Source organism: Streptomyces curacoi (genome assembly GCF_001513975.1).
GTDB lineage: Bacteria > Actinomycetota > Actinomycetes > Streptomycetales > Streptomycetaceae > Streptomyces > Streptomyces curacoi.
The window spans coordinates 674,696-692,151 of the sequence record NZ_KQ947988.1 but is presented as its reverse complement, the minus strand read 5'-3'; the positions used below and the strand labels follow the sequence as shown (position 1 = coordinate 692,151).

Annotated in this window: 16 protein-coding genes; 10 read left to right on the top strand and 6 right to left on the bottom strand. The window is 71.1% G+C overall.

Features of this window, described 5'->3' with window-relative positions; translation table 11 throughout:
• The first annotated feature begins 57 nt into the window (after window positions 1-57).
• The 6 genes from AQI70_RS19865 (at window position 58) to AQI70_RS19840 (ending at window position 5,481) form a co-directional block, all read left to right on the top strand.
• Window positions 58-717, top strand: coding sequence for a UdgX family uracil-DNA binding protein (locus tag AQI70_RS19865; RefSeq protein ID WP_107117030.1), 660 nt, complete (start codon window positions 58-60; stop codon window positions 715-717).
• Window positions 718-733: 16 nt separating this feature from the next.
• Window positions 734-1,258, top strand: a complete 525-nt coding sequence (locus tag AQI70_RS19860) for a GNAT family N-acetyltransferase (protein ID WP_062151685.1) — start codon at window positions 734-736, stop codon at window positions 1,256-1,258.
• A 95-nt stretch (window positions 1,259-1,353) separates the two neighbouring features.
• Window positions 1,354-1,653 carry a DUF4229 domain-containing protein gene (locus tag AQI70_RS19855; protein ID WP_062151682.1) on the top strand — a complete coding sequence of 100 codons (300 nt, stop codon included), beginning with the start codon at window positions 1,354-1,356 and terminating at the stop codon, window positions 1,651-1,653.
• 163 nt (window positions 1,654-1,816) lie between these two features.
• Window positions 1,817-3,433, top strand: a complete 1,617-nt coding sequence (locus tag AQI70_RS19850; RefSeq protein ID WP_062151679.1) for an SPFH domain-containing protein — start codon at window positions 1,817-1,819, stop codon at window positions 3,431-3,433.
• Window positions 3,430-4,767 carry an SPFH domain-containing protein gene (locus AQI70_RS19845; protein ID WP_062151676.1) on the top strand — a complete coding sequence of 446 codons (1,338 nt, stop codon included), beginning with the start codon at window positions 3,430-3,432 and terminating at the stop codon, window positions 4,765-4,767. Before AQI70_RS19850 ends, AQI70_RS19845 begins: the two co-directional genes overlap by 4 nt.
• A gap of 60 nt (window positions 4,768-4,827) precedes the next feature.
• The gene (locus tag AQI70_RS19840; RefSeq protein WP_062151673.1) at window positions 4,828-5,481 is read left to right on the top strand and encodes a TetR/AcrR family transcriptional regulator; all 654 of its coding nucleotides are present in this window, start codon (window positions 4,828-4,830) and stop codon (window positions 5,479-5,481) included.
• Here the strand turns inward: AQI70_RS19840 and AQI70_RS19835 are convergent.
• Window positions 5,471-6,310 carry a MaoC family dehydratase gene (locus AQI70_RS19835; protein ID WP_062151670.1) on the bottom strand — a complete coding sequence of 280 codons (840 nt, stop codon included), beginning with the start codon at window positions 6,308-6,310 and terminating at the stop codon, window positions 5,471-5,473. The two genes, AQI70_RS19840 and AQI70_RS19835, sit on opposite strands and share 11 nt — an antisense overlap.
• The gene (locus tag AQI70_RS19830; RefSeq protein ID WP_062151668.1) at window positions 6,310-7,608 is read right to left on the bottom strand and encodes a 3-oxoacyl-ACP reductase; all 1,299 of its coding nucleotides are present in this window, start codon (window positions 7,606-7,608) and stop codon (window positions 6,310-6,312) included. Before AQI70_RS19830 ends, AQI70_RS19835 begins: the two co-directional genes overlap by 1 nt.
• A gap of 84 nt (window positions 7,609-7,692) precedes the next feature.
• On the opposite strand from AQI70_RS19830, the gene AQI70_RS19825 reads away from it, so the two are divergent.
• A complete protein-coding gene (locus tag AQI70_RS19825) occupies window positions 7,693-8,979 on the top strand; it encodes an acetyl-CoA C-acetyltransferase (RefSeq protein ID WP_062151665.1) in 1,287 nt (428 codons plus the stop codon).
• A 233-nt stretch (window positions 8,980-9,212) separates the two neighbouring features.
• Window positions 9,213-11,156: an AMP-dependent synthetase/ligase gene (locus tag AQI70_RS19820; RefSeq protein WP_062151662.1), complete on the top strand. Its 1,944-nt coding sequence runs from the start codon at window positions 9,213-9,215 to the stop codon at window positions 11,154-11,156.
• Between the two features lie 145 nt (window positions 11,157-11,301).
• Here AQI70_RS19820 and AQI70_RS19815 read toward each other — a convergent pair whose 3' ends face one another.
• Window positions 11,302-11,844 carry a hypothetical protein gene (locus tag AQI70_RS19815; protein ID WP_062151659.1) on the bottom strand — a complete coding sequence of 181 codons (543 nt, stop codon included), beginning with the start codon at window positions 11,842-11,844 and terminating at the stop codon, window positions 11,302-11,304.
• A 380-nt stretch (window positions 11,845-12,224) separates the two neighbouring features.
• On the opposite strand from AQI70_RS19815, the gene AQI70_RS19810 reads away from it, so the two are divergent.
• On the top strand, window positions 12,225-13,361 hold the full coding sequence (locus AQI70_RS19810) for a sugar ABC transporter substrate-binding protein (protein ID WP_079051372.1): 1,137 nt from the start codon (window positions 12,225-12,227) through the stop codon (window positions 13,359-13,361).
• Window positions 13,362-13,385: 24 nt separating this feature from the next.
• Here the strand turns inward: AQI70_RS19810 and AQI70_RS19805 are convergent, their stop codons facing one another.
• Entirely contained in the window at window positions 13,386-14,285 is a 900-nt protein-coding gene (locus AQI70_RS19805) for a LysR family transcriptional regulator (RefSeq protein ID WP_062151656.1), read from the bottom strand.
• A gap of 187 nt (window positions 14,286-14,472) precedes the next feature.
• On the opposite strand from AQI70_RS19805, the gene AQI70_RS19800 reads away from it, so the two are divergent.
• A complete protein-coding gene (locus AQI70_RS19800; RefSeq protein ID WP_062151653.1) occupies window positions 14,473-15,045 on the top strand; it encodes a DUF6817 domain-containing protein in 573 nt (190 codons plus the stop codon).
• Here the strand turns inward: AQI70_RS19800 and AQI70_RS19795 are convergent.
• Together AQI70_RS19795 and AQI70_RS19790 are read right to left on the bottom strand one after the other, a co-directional pair.
• Window positions 15,035-16,192, bottom strand: coding sequence for an NHL repeat-containing protein (locus AQI70_RS19795; RefSeq protein WP_062151650.1), 1,158 nt, complete (start codon window positions 16,190-16,192; stop codon window positions 15,035-15,037). The two genes, AQI70_RS19800 and AQI70_RS19795, sit on opposite strands and share 11 nt — an antisense overlap.
• Before the next feature lie 44 nt (window positions 16,193-16,236).
• Entirely contained in the window at window positions 16,237-17,280 is a 1,044-nt protein-coding gene (locus tag AQI70_RS19790; RefSeq protein WP_062151647.1) for a hypothetical protein, read from the bottom strand.
• Between the last annotated feature and the right edge of the window lie 176 nt (window positions 17,281-17,456).

Genomic DNA, 17,456 nt, shown 5'->3' with positions numbered 1-17,456 from the left:
GAACAGACCGGTCGACCCCTTTCGGTAGCCGCCCCGAACCAGGGGTACCCGTTCGGCATGGTGAGCACAAAGGCGCCGGAGGACGCCTACACCGCAGAGCCGTTCGTCCCTGACCGCGGCGGCCTCCCCGCCCTGCGGCGCGCCGCCGCCGACTGCCGTGGCTGCCCCCTGCATCGCGACGCCACCCAGACCGTGTTCGGCCAGGGCACCGCCGACGCCCGCGTCATGCTCGTCGGCGAGCAGCCCGGCGACCAGGAGGACCGCCAGGGCAAACCGTTCGTGGGCCCCGCCGGCCGGCTCCTGGACCGGGCGCTGGAGGAGGCCGGCATCGACCCCTCCGAGGCCTATGTCACGAACGCCGTGAAGCATTTCAAGTTCACGCAGGCCGAGCCCCGTAAACGCCGCATCCACAAGGCACCGTCCCTCCGGGAGATGACCGCGTGCGGCCCCTGGCTGGCCGCCGAACTGGCCGTCGTGGAGCCCGAGCTGATCGTGATCCTGGGCGCGACCGCGGGCAAGGCGCTGCTGGGCTCGTCGTTCCGGGTCGGCGAGGTGCGCGGGGCGCTACTGGAGCGTGAGATCCACGGGCGGCAGGAGAAGCTGGTGGCGACGGTCCATCCGTCGTCGGTCCTGCGGGCCCAGGACGACAAGGACCGGAAGGCGGCGTACGAGGGGCTGGTCTCGGACCTGAAAGTGGCGGCGCGCGCACTGTCGTAATGGTTACGATGGCGCAGTGTCCCTTACTTTCACTCTCGACCCCGCCGTCACTCCCGCCCTGCGTGACGGCCTCCTCGACCTGTGGACCGACGTCTCCAACGCGGGCGGAGCCGTCGGCTTCGTGCCCCCGGTGACGCGTGAGGCGGTCCGCCCGGCGCTGGTGAAGCACTTCGCGGCGATGGCCGAGGGGCAGACCCGGCTCCTCGTGGGCCACGACGAGGCCGGCGAGGTGGCCGCGACGGCCTTCTTCACCTTCAACACCCACCATCTGATGACCCACTGGGTGTGGCTGTACACCGTGATGGTGCACCCCCGGCACCAGGGCAAGGGCTACGGCCGCGATCTGCTCACGGCCGCCGAGCGGGCGGCCCGCGCCTTCGACGGCATCGACGCGATCCGGCTCAGCTGCCGAGGCGGCCTCGGGCTGGAGCGGTTCTACGGCTCCTGCGGCTACAAGGAGGTCGGCCGGATCCCGGACGCCATCCGGGTCGCGCCGGGCGACGACCGGGACGACGTGATCATGCTGCTGCCGCTCGACTGAGCCCCCCGGCGCCGTGCCGACCCCCCTGCAAGATCGGCCGGACCGCGTGCTTCACTGGACAGTGGCCCTTTTTGGAATCGGAAGAGTGGATTGAGATGCTCCGCTACACGCTGATGCGCCTCGGGATCTTCGCAGGCTGCCTCGTGGTCGTCTGGGGCCTCGTCTACTCCGGCCTCGCCCCGCGCGGCCTCGGCGACTCCAACGGCATGTGGATCATCCTGCTCGCCCTGGTGCTCTCGGCCCCGATCAGCTTCGTCGTCCTGCGCAAGGAACGCGACCGCGCGTCCGCCCGGATCGTCCAGCGCGTCGACCGGATGAAGGCCAACCTGGACGCCAACCGCAGCCAGGAGGACCTGGCCGACGACACCGCCCGGGCACAGGGGCAGACCTCCTAGTACCCCCTCCAGTACCCGATCTCTTCCGCGTCCCGGCAGCGCTACCACTGGGTAACCGTCCGGGGTGCCCCCCTTACCCTTGGCCGGGCCCATGGTGTGAGATTGGCCGAAATCACGCCAGGGAACCAAGATCCGCACTGGCACAGCAACGTAAGGGGGAACCGTGGCACGAGCGCGCGCGAAGCAGAGCGCACGACGCGTCGCCGAAGCCGTCGCCTCCGGCACCGATCCACGGACTGCCGCGCAGGAGGAACTGCAGCGGCAGATCGGCGGACGAGGAACCGGCGGCGAGGCCTACGACGCGCAGGGCCAGGGCATCGACCCGGCCGACTTCCCGGCCGCCCGGGAACAGGGCGGCTCCACCGCCACCGTCATGCGGCAGAAGACGGTGCCGCTGGACGAGGCCGGGGAGGCGCTCGGCAGAAGCGAGCAGGTGCGCGAGGGCGGTGAGGTGGTGCACGCCATCTGCCCGATGGTGATGCCCAAGGGCCGCTCGTTCGTCTCCATGCTGCCGGTGCTGACGCTGCTCGTGCTGGGCGCCGCCGGCACGGGAGTCGTGGGGGCGTCCGGTGCCGACCTCCTGACCAACCCGCTGTTCGGCGTGCACTACTGGGTCATCGCGGTGCTCGCCGTGGCCTTCGTGTGGTGGCGGCAGGGCATGGTCATGGTGCCGGAGGGCAGCCAGGCGCTGATCACCAAGTTCGGCAAGCTGGAGAAGGTCGTCGGCCCGGGCCGGGTCGTGCTGCTGAGCCCGTGGAAGCGGGTGTCGTACATCGTCAACACCACGCGCGAGTACCCGTTCAACGCGCCGGTGCGCGAGGCCCCCACCAAGGGCGGCGTGAAGGCGTCGATCGACCTGTTCATCCAGTTCCGGATCAGCGACCCCACCGAGTTCGTCTACACACTGGGCGCGGTGCGCGGCTTCGAGGAGAAGCTGAGCAACGCCGTCAGCGAGACGATCCGCACGCTCGTCTACGAGCAGGAGGCCGCCGGCATCTACGACATGGTCGGCGAGGACACCGGCCGGCTGCTGGAGCAGCTCAACCAGCAGTTCCGCCCGGCCGTCGAGCTCACCAACGCCAACATCACCCACGCCGAGCCCTCCGACCAGCGCTACCGCATGGACCTGGCGGCGCCCGAGATGGTGCGGGTGGCCAAGGAGGCGTACACGCACGAGTACGCGCTCCAGCTCCGCAAGGAGCAGGACGAGGGTGACCTCACCCGGGAACTCGCCTCCAGCCTGGAGACCCTCTCCGCGATCCAGGCCGACATCGCCCAGTACCAGGCGCAGATGGACACGGCCGTGGAGCGCGAGACCAACCGTGCCGAGGCCCTCGCCCGCCAGCGCTACGTCCAGGCCGAGTCGGAGGCGAAGGCCAACGCCGCCCTCCTGGAGGCGCAGGCCCTCGACATCCGCGCGGTGACCGCGGCGGAGGCGCCGGAGATCCTGGAGTACCGCTACCAGCAGCAGGTGCTGGACACCCTGGAGCAGGTCGCCGACCACCTGCCGCGCCTCGTGCGCATCGGCGGCACGGCGGACGCGGGGATCGACTTCCTGGAGCTGGCCCGCGAGTTGGTGGGCGAGCGCGGTACGGAACTGTTCAGCGACGAGGACATGGCCGCCGTACGGGGCCGGCTCACCGAGGTGTCCGAGCGGATCGCCGCGCGCGAGGCGGAGATCGGCGCGCTGCTGGCCGCCGAACGGCCCACGGTGCCGCAGGTCCCCGACCAGCCCGAGTCAACCGACAGCTCCGACAGCTCCGAGGAGGCCGCCCAGTGAGCAGCGCACGTTCCCACCGCCGGTCGGTCATCTCCGAGACCGTCGCCCCCTGGAGCGACATCGCGCGGCTGCTGCGCGGCGGCGAGGCCGACACCCTGATCCCGGTCATCATCCCCCGCCACCGGCGCCGGCTGTGGTGGATGCTGCCGCTGTGGCTCGGCGTCTACGCCCTTCTCATGGGCGTGATGCTGTCCCTGGGCGAGGCGGACGCCGACTCGGCCGCCGGGGACCTCGCCTACGGTGCCCTCGCCACCCTCTCCTACGTCGGCGGCGTCGTGCTGCTGCTGATCGGCGTGCTGTGGTGGTGGCGCTCCTCGATCGTGGAGATCGAGCAGGGCACCAACGGCGTGCTGACCCGCTACGGCGCCGTCACCCGCACCCTGGACGCCGGCCGCCACTATCTGTGGCACCCGTGGTCCCGGGTCGACTTCGTCGTCGACACCGCCACCGAAATCCCGTACTCGGCGCCCGTGATGGCCTGCCCCACGCAGGAGAACGTCCCTCTCCGCTCGATCGAGTTCTTCCTGAAGTTCCGCATCACCGACGCCGTACTGTTCGTCCGCACCATCGGCGCGGGCAACTTCGACCTGGTGCTCTCCAGCGCCGTACAGGACGCGATCCGGCAGCGGGCGCGGAAGATGCGCACCGAGCGGGCGTACGACCTGCGCGGCTCGGACGTGGCCGACATGCAGGAGCTGCTCAACCGTCAGCTGTCCGGCTACGGCGTGCGCATCACCGGCTCCAACATCCCGGACGTGCAGCTGCCGGCGCAGTACCAGCAGCACCTGGCCACCCGGGAGCGGGTCGCCAAGGAGCGCACGGCGTACGAGCAGGAGTGGGGCCTGATCCGCAAGCGCCGGATCGACCAGCTCGGCATGGACATCGAGCGCGCCAAGAAGGTGCGCGACGCCCGGATCGTCGAGGTAAAGGCCGCGCTGAACCGGGCCCGCGAAGAGGTCGCCCAGCTCCTTGAGGAGCAGGAGACCAACGCCCAGCGGGTGCGGTTCGAGATCGAGACGCGGGGCCGCAGCGGTCTGATCGCCGCCGAGAACGAGGCCCGCGCCCAGCGCGCCCTCGCCAAGGCCTACCGCGACAACCGCGCCGTCCTCCAGTACGAACTGGCCCGGCGCCGCCTGGAGGTGGGCGCGAAGCTCGCCGGGAAGGCCCCGCAGCCGGTGGTCGTACGGACCGACGGCACGAGCGCCGACACCTCGGCCCTGTCCACCCTCCTCACCGCGCAGCTGCTGCCCCGGCTGACGGCTCTGCCGTCCGTCGACAGCAGGGCGCTGACCGACCGGATCCCGCGGTTCGAGGACCACGGCAACGACGAGTAGCAGACAGCGGTTGCAGCGGGCCGGGTGGGATCGTCCCTCCCGGCCCGTACGCTAATCGGCATGGGTGCTGTGAAGACCAAGCGGATGCCGAGAGCCGTCCGTGAGCAGCAGATGCTGGACGCCGCCGTGCGGACCTTCGGCCAGCGGGGGTACATGGCCGCGTCGATGGACGAGATCGCCGAACTCGCGGGTGTCTCCAAGCCGTTGGTGTACCTCTACCTCAACTCCAAGGAAGACCTCTTCACCGCGTGCATCCGGCGCGAGGCGGCCGCGCTCACCGAGGCCGTCCGCGCGGGCGTCGACCCCGGCCTGCCCACCGACCGCCAACTGTGGGAAGGCCTGCGGGCGTTCTTCACGCACACCGCGCGCAACCCGGACGGCTGGTCCATCCTGCACCTCCAGGCCCGCACCCATGGCGAGCCGTTCGCCGCGGAGGTGGCGGCGATGCGCGCCGAGATCGTCGCGTTCGTCACGCAGCTGATCGTCGCCGCCGCCCGCGAGGCCCACCACGACCCCGACCTGGCCGAGAGCGAGGTCGCGGGCCTTGCCGAAGCCCTCGTCGGCGCCGCCGAGTCGCTCGCCGCCTGGGCCAACGCCACGCCGGGCGTCACGGCGAGACAGGCGGCGGCCACCTTGATGAACTTCGCCTGGTCGGGCCTGGGCAACCTCATGGACGGCCGGCCCTGGACACCGCCGGACGCACTCACGAGGTGAGCGGATAGACCTCCCCGGCCAGGTGGACGTGGTCCCCGCCGCGCAGTTCGAACCGCCCGCCCTCCGCCGCGTACGTCACCGTCCCCGGCAGCAGCACCGGCGCCCGGAACCGCGCTCGTACCAGCACGGCCTCCGGTGTGCCGTGCGCGGCGAGGCAGCGGGCCACCGTCCACATGCCGTGCGCGATGGCGCGTGGGAAGCCGAACAGGCGGGCGGTGAGCGGGTGGAGGTGGATGGGATTGCGGTCGCCGGAGGCGGCGCCGTAACGCCGCCCGACGTCGGCGCCGAGCCGCCAGTCGGCGACGGCCGGCAGGGGCTTGTGTTCCGGCTCGGGCGGTGCCGCCGTACGGCCGTCGGTGCGGTGCCGGGCCAGATACGTGCTCCTGGACTCCCATACGACCTGCTCCCCCGACCGCAGCGAGGTGACCACGCCCGCCTCGGTGCCCCTCCGATGGGGCGCCAGCTCGTCGACGTACACGGTGAGTTCGTACTCCCCGGTGGCCGTCAGCGTCGTGTACCGGGTGATCTCGATCGACGTGTGGACGAGTCCGAGCAGCGGCAGCGGAAAGTCCCGGCCGCTCATCAGCCGCATGGCGAGCGGAAAACCCAGCACATGCGGATACGTCACCGGCAGCGAGTCGTCGCCGGTCGGGAAGCCGCACACCCGCTCGTACGCGGCGAGCCGCGTCAAGTCGGCGCGGGCGCCGGGCAGTTGGAGCCGGGTGCGCGGGTAGTCGGCGTCCGGGCGGGGCCGCTTGAAGGGGGACAGGAGCGCGCCCCGCGCGAGCAGGGGGCCGAGGGCCGGAGGGCCGGCCAGCGTGGTGTGCATCACGCCCCCAGCAGGCTCTGGCCGCATACCCGTACGACCTGGCCGTTCACCGCGCCCGACCCCGGATGCGCGAGCCACGCCGTCGTCTCGGCCACATCGGCCGGCAGGCCCCCTTGCGCGAGGGAGTTCATCCGCCGCCCCGCCTCCCGGATGAACAGCGGGATCGCGGCGGTCATCTTCGTCTCGATGAAGCCGGGCGCGACCGCGTTGACCGTCACCCCGTGCTCGGCGAGCGCGCGCGGCGCGAGGGAGCGGACCAGACCGACGATGCCCGCCTTGCTCGCGCCGTAGTTGGTCTGCCCGGCGTTCCCCGCCAGCCCCGCGATGGACGCCGTCGCCACGATCCGGCCGCCCCGCCGCAGGCGACCGCTCGTCAAAAGCGCGTCTGTGGTGCGCAGCACGCTCGCGAGGTTGACGTCCAGCACCGAACTCCAGCGCTCGGCGGGCATGTTGACCAGCCGCCGGTCGCGGGTGATCCCGGCGTTGTGGACCAGGACGTCCAGCCCGTCGGGCAGGGCGGCCGCGATGCGTTCGCCCGCGTCGGGGGCGGTGATGTCGAGCCCGAGGGCGGTGCCGCCGAGCCGGTCGGCCACACGCCGCGCGTCCTGTTCGGCCTGCGGTACGTCGAGTACGACGACCCGGGCGCCGTCCCTGGCCAGCGTCTCGGCGACCGCCTCGCCGATGCCGCGCGCGGCGCCGGTGACGAGGGCGGTGCGGCCGGCGAGGGGGCGCTCCGGGTCGGCGGGCGGGGCGGTCTCGTCGCAGGGGCCGACTTCGATCACCTGGCCGCTGACGTACGCCGACTTGGGGGAGAGGAGGAAGCGCAGGGTCGACCCGGCCGCGCGCGCGTCCGTCAGACGTACCAGATTCACGGTCCGGCCTCGCCCGATCTCCTTGCCGAGCGAGCGTGTGAAGCCCTCCAGGGCCTGCTGGACGGCCGCCTGGTGGTGGTCGGCGGGGTCGAGGGGCGCGCCGAGGACGACGATCCGGCCGCTCTCGCCGACCGACCGCACCACGGGGTGCAGGGCCGCGTGCACCTCGGCGAGCGTCTCGACGTCCCGTACGCCGGAGGCGTCGAGCAGGACGGCGGCCGGCTGCTCGGCGGAGGCCGCCAGGTCCAGGCCCGCACCGGCGAGGTCGAGCTCCGACTTGCCCGCGGTGAGGAGGAGCCGGCCGCCCTCCAGCGCGGGCCGCTGTGGTGACCAGCGTTTCAGTGGCGCGGGCTGTGGCAACCCGAGGCGGCGGGTGAGGAAGCGGCCGGGTGCGGTGCCGGTGAAGGTCAGATAGCGGTCGGCCATGTCCCACTCCCAGTGTGCTCCGGTGCTGACTCCGGAGTAAGGTTACCCGAGGTAAGTCCTTGTGGGAGTGAGGAGTGGGTGGAGATGAGCTTGCTGAAAGCGCCGACGGTACGACGCGTCGCGATCATCGGCGGCACCCGCGTGCCGTTCGCCCGCTCCGACGGCCCGTACGCCACCGCCTCCAACCAGGACATGCTCACGGCCGTGGTGGACGGCCTGGTCGAGCGGTACGGCCTCGGCGACCCGGGCGCGGTCGGCGAGTTCGTCGCCGGGGCCGTCCTCAAGCACAGCCGGGACTTCAACCTCGCCCGCGAGACCGTCCTGGGCTCCGGGCTGGACGCCCGCACGCCCGCGTACGACATCCAGCAGGCCTGCGGCACCGGGCTCCAGGCCGTCATCGCCGCCGCCAACAAGATCGCGCTCGGCCAGACCGAGTCGGCGATCGCGGGCGGCGCGGACACGGCGAGCGACGCGCCCCTCGGCGTCAACGACGAACTGCGCCGCATCCTGCTCCAGGCCCGCCGGGCCAAGTCGCTCGGCGGCCGGCTCAAGGCGCTGACCGGCGTACGGCCGTCCCACCTGATCCCCGACATCCCCCGCAACGCCGAGCCCCGCACCCAGCTCTCCATGGGCGAGCACGCCGCCGTCACCGCCCGCGCCTGGGGCATCACCCGCGAGGCCCAGGACGAGCTGGCGGCGACGAGTCACCAGCGGCTGGCGGCGGCGTACGAACGAGGCTTCTTCCAGGACCTGGTCGTGCCCTTCCGGGGCCTGAGCCGCGACCAGAACCTGCGCCCGGGATCCACGCCGGAGAAACTCGCCGCGCTGAAGCCGGTGTTCGGCCTCGACCGGCCCGACCCAACGATGACGGCGGGCAACTCGACGCCGCTGACGGACGGGGCGGCGGTGGTGCTGCTGGCGAGCGAGGAATGGGCGCGGGCGCGGGGGCTGGAACCCCTGGCGTACCTCACCGCGTACGAGACGGCGGCCGTCGACTTCGTGCACGGCGATGTCGCGGGCGGCGAGGACGGGCTGCTGATGGCGCCGGCGTACGCCGTCCCGCGCATGCTGGAGCGTGCGGAACTCGCCCTCACCGACTTCGATTTCGTCGAGATCCATGAGGCCTTCGCCTCCCAGGTGCTGGCCACGCTGGCGGCTTGGGAGAAGCGGGGGCTCGCCCCCGTGGACCGGGCCCGGCTCAACGTGGCGGGTTCGTCGCTGGCCACCGGTCACCCCTTCGCGGCGACCGGCGCGCGGATCGTGGCGACGCTGGCCAAGTTGCTGGCGGAGAAGGGCGGTCCGGGGCGCGGACTGATCTCCGTCTGCGCGGCCGGCGGGCAGGGTGTGACGGCCGTTCTGGAGCGAGAGTAAGACGAAGGTGAGGGGAAGCTGAGGACCCCTCACATAACCCCCGACGTTGCACATACCCGGCCCGGGACCACCGCCGAACCCGCACAACCCCCACACGCGGGCGCCGTACGATCTCCTGCCTGACCAGCGGTAACCCTTCCGCAGGCCTCCGCAGGTGAACGCCATGGTGCGCGAGGCACGTACGTCATGCAGCAAGCAGTCTCATCGCTGCACGCCCGCCGCAGGAGCCGCCCGTGTCCAGCCCGCTTCCCTCCTTCGCCCCCTCGGCCGCCTTCGACGACGCCCCGGGGCCGACGTTGGTGCAGCCCGAGACGCGGCGGCTGGACGGCGCCGTACGGGAGGCGTACGTACCGCCGTTCGCGCCGCCCGTGACCCATGGGTCGCTCGCCGACCTGCCCTTCGACCACGCGAACGCGGCCCCGGCCGCGGTGGTCCTCAGCCGCAGGAGCGAGGACGGGCGGTGGACGGACGTGACGGCGGCGGAGTTCGCCGACCAGGTGCAGGCGGTGGCGAAGGGGCTGATCGCGGAAGGGCTGGTGCCGGGGGACCGGATCGCCGTCATGGCGCCCACCCGGTACGAGTGGACGCTCCTCGACTTCGCCGCGTGGGCGGCCGGCCTCGTCACGGTCCCCGTCTACCCCACCTCCTCCGTCTTCCAGACCCGCTGGATCCTCCAGGACTCGGGCGCCGTCGCCCTGTTCACGGAGACCGCCGCCCAGGCGGCCGCCCTCGGCCCCGAACTCGACCGCGTGCCCGACCTGCGCCACATGTGGGTGATGGAGAAGGGGCACGTGGAGCGGCTGGCGGAGCTGGGCGCGCAGCAGCCGGACGGCGAAGTGGCCGTACGGCGGGGCATGCTGGTGCCGGACACGCTGGCGACCCTGATCTACACCTCGGGTACGACCGGCCGCCCCAAGGGCTGCGCGCTGACGCACGGCAACTTCTTCGCGGAGGTCGACAACGCGATCGAGCTCCTCTACCCCGTCTTCAAGGCGAGGACGAACGAAGAGGCGTCGGTGCTGTTGTTCCTGCCGATGTCCCACGTCTTCGGCCGCATGGTGGCGGTGGCCTGCATCCGGGCCAGGGTCCGCCTCGGCCACGCGCCGAGCCTGAAGGCGGAGCATCTGCTGCCCGACCTGGCGGCGTTCCGCCCGACCTGTCTGCTGACGATCCCCTACATGCTGGAGAAGGTCTTCAACTCCGCCCGCGCCAAGGCCGAGGCGGGCGGCCGGGCGTCGTCCTTCGACCGCGCGGCGTCGGTGGCCGAGCGCTACGGCGAGGCGCTGGAGGCCCGGCAGGCGGGCACGGGCAGCGGCCCGAGCACGGCCCTGAAGACGGCCCGCGCCTTCTACGACCCGCTCGTCTACCGCCGTATCCGCAACGCCATGGGCGGCCGCGTGAAGTACGCGATCTGCGGCGGCTCACCGCTCGGCCGCCGGCTGGCCGCCTTCTTCGCCGGCGCGGGCATCGAGATCTACGAGGGCTACGGCCTGACGGAGACGACGGGCGCGGCCACGGTGACACCGCCCCTGAAGCCCCGCCTGGGCACGGTGGGCTGGCCCCTGCCCGGCACCCGCGTCCGTATCGCGGCGGACGGCGAGATCCTGGTCGCCGGCGACCAGGTGCTGCGCGGCTACTGGGACCCGGCCGCGGGCGGCGTCGTCCCGGCGGCGGCGGACGGCTGGCTGGCGACGGGAGACATCGGCGCCCTGGACGACGAGGGCTATCTGACGATCACCGGCCGCAAGAAGGAACTGCTGATCACGGCGGGCGGCAAGAGCGTGGCTCCCGCGCCCCTGGAGAACTGGCTCCGCTCGCACCCCCTGATCTCCCAGTGCATGGTCCTGGGCGACCGGCGGCCGTACGTCTCCGCGCTGATCACCCTGGACATGGACGGCGTCACCCACTGGCGCCGGATGAACGGCAAGCATCCGGTCCCCGCCGAACTCCTCGTGCAGGACGACGAGTTGCGGGCGATCCTGCAACGTGCCGTGGACGAGGCCAACAAGCTGGTCTCCCGGCCGGAGTCCATCCGCCGGTTCGCGATCCTGCCCACGGACTTCACGGAGGCGGCCGGCCATCTGACGCCGTCGATGAAGCTGCGGCGGGAGGCGGTGATGCGGGACTTCGCGGCGGAGGTGGAGGGGTTGTACGCGAAGCAGCGTGGCGGCCTCTGAGCCGCCTGGGCCGCAACCGCCTCCCAACCGAAGAAGGTGGGCAAGGACGAGTGGGTGCAGACCGGCTGGTACTGGGAGACCAGGACGCGGCAGGGCATCCAGGTGGTCGACCGCGTCGGACGGCGCCGCTGATCCCAGGTGCCGCTCAGGCCGAGTGGTTCGCGGTCTTCAGCGCCCGCTCCAGCAGCCGGTCGGCCAGGTCCGTGAAGGCGGTGCTCAGGGGCTTGTCCGTCGTGCGCTGGGCATAGGACTGGAACACCAGGGCGGCGGTGGCCTGGACGGCGGGGGAGACGTGCTGCGGGTCGACGAGGAGCCGTTGCTGGAGCTGCGGTGGCACGGGCCACTTCTTCGGCCAGGGCATCTTGGGCGGCTCGGGGCAGATGTCGTCCCCGACCTCCCGGACGACCTCGGCGGGCTTGCGCCCCGCCAGGCTGGCGGCGATCGTCGCCTCCGCCACCGCGACGGACATGTCCCGGACGGCGTGCCAGAGGGCGTCCTGCTGCAGCGGCGGCAGCGGCTGCGGGTTGAGCCCCACCTCGCCGGCCTCCGCCGCACGGACGCCCATGACCATCTCGTGGACGGGATGAGGCGGCACCCGCGGCTCGACCAGCGGCCACAGCCGCGGATTCAAGTGGGCCAGCATCCTCAGGACGTCAGCGGTCATCGCCGCGCGCTTGGCGGTTGCCATGACGGCTCCCTTCCTCGGGTCTCGGGCTGCGGGTGACTGCGTGAGACCGTATGGCGCGCTGGCACTGCCGTTCGGGCATTCACCCTTTTGAGGGCGCGGTCCCTGAGAACCGAGAGACTGTTCCCGTCGGCGGTGGTGATCGACGGTCTGGGTTCACTTTCTGGGCGCTGTTGCTCCTGACCCCGTGCTCGCCGATCGGCTCCCCTGACTTCGGGCCCCGTCTCCTGCGGCTCCCCGAGGAGATCCTGCGGAGGGGACAGCCGAGGGACAGCAAACGGTTGCCGTCTCGTTACGACAACCGCTTGACGTGACATGCCACGGACGCGTTGGCTACCGCCACCGGGTAGCAACGCCGCTCGTCCGCTCGGAAGGCACCAGTAGTGAACGCTCGTTCCCCCCGCACGTCGGCCATACGCCGTATCGGCATAGCCCTCGCCGCCTCCACCTCGGCCCTCTCGCTCACCGCGTGCGGTGTCGTCGACGGCATCGGGGGCGGTGACAGCTCCGCGTCACCGGAGAAGGGCGACGACATCACGGTGGGACTCCTCCTGCCCGACAAGGACACGGCACGCTTCGAGAAGTTCGACTACCCACTCATCAAGAAGGAAGTCGCCTCTCTCACCCACGACAAGGGCAAGGTCGTCTACGCCAACGCCGAGGCGAGCGTGGACAAGCAGAGTCAGCAGTTCCAGCAGATGATCGACGACCGGGTGGACGTGATCCTGGTGGACGCGCTGGACTCGAAGGCCATCGCCTCGGACGTGCAGAAGGCCAAGGACGCCGGCATTCCGGTCATCGCCTACGACCGGCTCGCCGAGGGTCCGATCGACGCGTACGTCTCCCACGACAACGAGCTCGTCGGCGAGGTGCAGGGCCGCGAACTCGTCGAGGCACTCGGCTCGCAGGCGGCCAACAGCAAGGTCGTCATGATGAACGGCGACCCCGGCGACCCGAACACGGCCCGGTTCAAGGAGGGCGCGCTCGACGAGTTGGAGGGCCAGGTCGACATCGTCAAGCGGTACGACACCGCCAAGTGGTCGCCCGAGGTGGCGAAGAAGAACATGGAGCGGGCGATCGCCTCCGTCGGGCTGAACAACATCGCCGCCGTCTACTCGGCGAACGACGGCATGGCGGGCGCGGTCATCGAGGCGCTCAAGGACGCGGGCGCCACCAGGATTCCGCCGGTGACCGGGCAGGACGCGAACCTGGACGCGATCCAGCGGATCGTCTCCGGCGAGCAGTACATGACCGTGTACAAGCCGTTTCTGACGGAGGCGGCCAACGCCGCGAAGATGGCCGTGTACAAGGTCCAGGGCCGCACGATCCAGTTCGACGCCCTGACCCAGGACTCGGTCGACAGCCCGACGCAGGACGACATCCCGGCGCAGCTGGTGCAGGTGGTCGCCGTCACGAAGGACAACATCAAGCAGACCGTGGTCCGGGACGGCGTCTACACCGTCAAGGAGATCTGCACCGCCGAGTACGCGGCGGACTGCGCGGCGATCGGCCTGAAGTAGCCGCCGGAGCGGTCGCCGGAGCGGTCAGCGCCGTGTGCCCCGGCGGTGGCTCTCCACCAGGTCCGCGAACGCCCGGGCCGGCGGGCTGAGCGCGTCCCAGCGGCGTACGGCCCAGCCGACGGGCAGTGGCCGCAGGGCGGGGAGCGGGATCAGGCGCAGCCCGCCGTCGCCGGGCACGGGCAGTCCGGGCAGCGCGGGCACGACCGCCCGCCCGACGCCCAGCTCGGCCAGGAGCAGCGCCGTGTCCCAGTCGGCGACGCTCGTGTCGTACGCGAGCCGCACACCCGACTCGGCGCAGGCGGCGTCCAGTTGAGCGGCCGAGGCGGAGTTGGGCGGCAGCCGGATCAGCCGTACGTCGCGCAGGTCGGCGCCGGCGTCGACGTACGGCCGCTGCGCCAGCGGATCGTCGGCCCGTACCGCCAGCACCCACGGCAGCTCCACCACCGGCCGCTGCTCGATGCCGCGCACCGGCGGGCCGAGGGTGATCCAGGCCAGGTCGAGCGTGCCGTCGGCCAGCGCGTCGAAGCTGCCGCGGCCCGAGCTCACCGTGCGGAACTCCAGGCTGACCCCGGGATGCCGCCGCCGGTACGCGACGACCGCCTCCGACATGAAGTGCCGTACGGTCGTCGCCCCCGTCGCCACCCGTACGTACCCGCTCTCGCCGTCGACGAGGTCCCGCAGCCGCCGTATCGCCAGGTCGAGCCCCGAGATGCCCTCGGCGGCGGCCGCCTCCAGCACGCGCCCGGCCTGCGTCGGTACGACCCCGCGCGGCTGCCGCTCCAGCAGCGCGACCCCGGTCTCCCGCTCCAGCCGCTTCACATGCTGACTCACCGCCGACTGCGTGCACCCCAGCTCCCGGGCCACCGAGCTGAGGCTCCCGGCCCGGCACACGGCCACGAACACCCGCAGGTCATCCAGAGTCACAACACCCAAGCTAACACTTGGAGTTGCGCACAAATCCCAAGGATTGACTGCACTCTGCCCGGTGTACGACGATCCTCAACGGGCCCGGGCGGCAACCCGCTCCACACCCTCGCCGGAGTCCGGACCAGGGCGGGGGCGGGAGCGGGTGCCGACCCAAGACGAAGCGCCGGCGCCGAAAGGACGGCACGTGTCGACTCCCACCGAGCGAGCAGAGTCCCTGCTGAGAGACCTGGGCGCCGAGACCGTCCCCCACCCCGGCGGCACCCTCCTCACCCATCTGCGCCGGGTGCGGTCCCGCCTCGCCGGCTGGAACGCCCGGCCCGCCCTCCAACTCGCCGGCCTGTGCCACGCGTTCTACGGCACCGACGGCTTCCCGACCGCCCTGCTGCCCCTCGACCGCCGTGGCGAGCTGGTGGAGGTGATCGGCGCGGAGGCGGAGTCGATCGTGTACTTCTACGGCGCCTGCGACCGCGAGGCCACCTACCCGAACCTCGCGGCCCGGGGATCCGACTTCCGCGACCGCTTCACGGGCCGCTCCCACACACCGGACCCGCGTCTGCGCCGCGACCTCGCCGAGCTCACCGCCGCCAACGAACTCGACCTCGCCGACCACGACCCCGCGTTCCGCGAACGGTACGGCGCCGACCTGCTCGCCCTGTTCCACCGCTTCCGGCCGGTCTTGAGCCAGGCGGCCTGGCAGGACTGTCTCGCCCTGGGCGGCACAGGACGGTCGGGCCCTGACGCGAGCCCTACGCCATGACCTTGCCGACGCCGCCCAGGGCGCGGGCGGCGCGTTGGTCGATCTGCCACAGCCGGCCCTCGCGGTTGCTGACGTAGATGTGGCCGTGGACGGTGTCCAGTGCGAGGCCCTCGCAGGTCCCGAGACCGGTGGCCACCACGCGCTGCGAGCCGTCGGCCAGGGAGACCTCGTACAGCCGCCCGTTCACATGGTCGATGGTGTAGGCGTGGCCGGCGCCGTCGAGCTCCACGCGAATGGTGCTCGCCCCGGGCAGGTCGGCCACGACGCGGTGGGTGCCGGAGGCCAGGTCGACCTCGTGCAGCTTGCCGCCGCCGTCCTTCCGGCCGACGTACGCCTTGCCCGTGCCGTCCAGTGCCACCGCGGAGACGCCGCCCCCCAGGTCGCCGGCGACCGTGTTCTTCTGGCCGGTCTCCAGGTCGACCGCGATCAGCTGCCCGTCGCTCCAGTTGGCGACATAGGCCTTGCCCGTGCCGTCCACCGCGACGCCGTACGCGCCCGGGACGCCGGCGACCTGGCGGGAGGAGCCGTTGGACAGGTCCACGGCGAGCAGGCGCGCACCGCCCCAGTCGGTGGTGTAGGCCGTGCCCGCCCCGGCCAGCTTCACATCGCCGATGTCGCCCAGGCCGCTCGCGACCACGCGCTGGGCGCCGGTGGCGAGATGTACCGCGAACAGCCGCTGGCCGCCCCGGTCGGCGACGTACGCCATCTTCTGGGCCGGGTCCACCGCGAGCCCCTCGGACGTCCCCAGATCCGTCGTGATCAGGGCGAAGCTCCTCCTGTTGCCGATGAGCTTCGCGAGATCCTCGGCCTTGGGCATGTCCTCGTCGCTGATGCTCACCTGCGGCGGGCCGGCCGCCTTCATGGTCGACGACGCCATCCGAGACGTCGAACCGGGATCCTCGGCGACCTGCCGCTGGGCGCCGGCCACGTCCTGGGCGTTCTGGAGCAGGGGCCCGAGGAAACCCATGACGTCGAACGCCCCATGGGCGGTCTGCCGCACCAGCCACGGGTCCCGCCCGCTTTCCAGGTCGCGCACCGCCTCCGACACGTTCCCGGCGCCAGGAGTGTCCTTGCCCAGTGCACCAGCGGACTTCTTTGCCGACTCGGACTCGTTGCCGCCGCTGTCGAAGATGTTCTTGAAAGACATGAGCTTTCCTCTCGAACTCGCCGGTGGACGTGGCGCCGCCTCTGCTAGAGCGGCTGTTTCTGGTTCTGGTAATCCAGCACTTCGGGCTGGAAGACCCGGTGCTCCCCGGTGCGGACGGCGACGATTTCGGCTTCGCCTTTCTGCATGAACCGTTTCCCTTCGTCCGCCAGGTCGAAAAGGCTGGAGTCGGTGACGGCATCGCCGATTTTCCAGGCGATCACCTGGGAGTACTCCTGGTCCTTGACGTGCACCGGCTGGGGGTAGTACAAGGCGACCCAGCCGCCGAAGGTGATGGGGATCTGGTAGTCGAACTTCCGCACCTGACGCCGGGTGGTGGCCATGACGTCCGCCCGGCTGCTGATTTCCAGGCTGACCGAGGACTGGTGTTTCCACTCGGTGGTCAGCGAACCACTGACGGAACCGGTGATCCCGAGCATCAGCTCTGCCCACAGTTCACCGGTGCCCGTGGCGGAACCCGTGGCCGTGGTCGTGCTCTTCGCCTCGGTCTGGGTCTCCGTGTTGACGCCCTGGTTGTCCTTGCTGTTGAGCAGGGTGACCTTCTGGTACTGGCTCATCTCCATGCTCTTCTGCAGCTGCTGCTGCAGTGACGCGATGGATTTCGCCCCGAAGGTGAGTTTCACCTCGCCCTGGAGCGACCAGCTGATCGTGTTCGAGATGGAGAACTCGACCGTGTCCGTCACCGTGACCTTGATGGGGTCGGTTCCGTTGATGTACGTCTGCTTGGAGATCAGGTCGGGAGGGGGCTGTTCGATGTCGCTCCGCTCTTCGATGAGCGGCACCCCCACATTCATATAGGCGCGCCATCCGCGCTGGTGTGCCGTCTCCTGCTCCTGCGGGAACTCGCCGTAGCGCACCTTGTTCAGTGAGAACCCGGTGGGGCTGATGGGGGTGCCCCCTCCCTCGGGGCTTCGCAGCAGCGCATTCCGTCGTTGATGCCGCTCCAGAATGGCAGCGGCTTTGGCGGCGATGTCGAGCTCCTCCTGATTTCGCGTGGTCAGCGGATGACGCATGAATACATCGCCGATATAGGCCGTGCCCACTTCGTTCTTTGCGCTGGCTTCGCCCATGGCTTTCAGATCTCCTTGCGTCGCAGAACTGAATGATTTGGGACAAGGTGAAAGTACGCTTCCGGAACTGGGTGAACACCAAGCCGAACTGGCCATATGGTGAAAACTGGACAGAGTTCGTTGATCGCGCGGGTGATCGTTTCCTCATGTACGTAACCGCTTGACGACGCTATGTA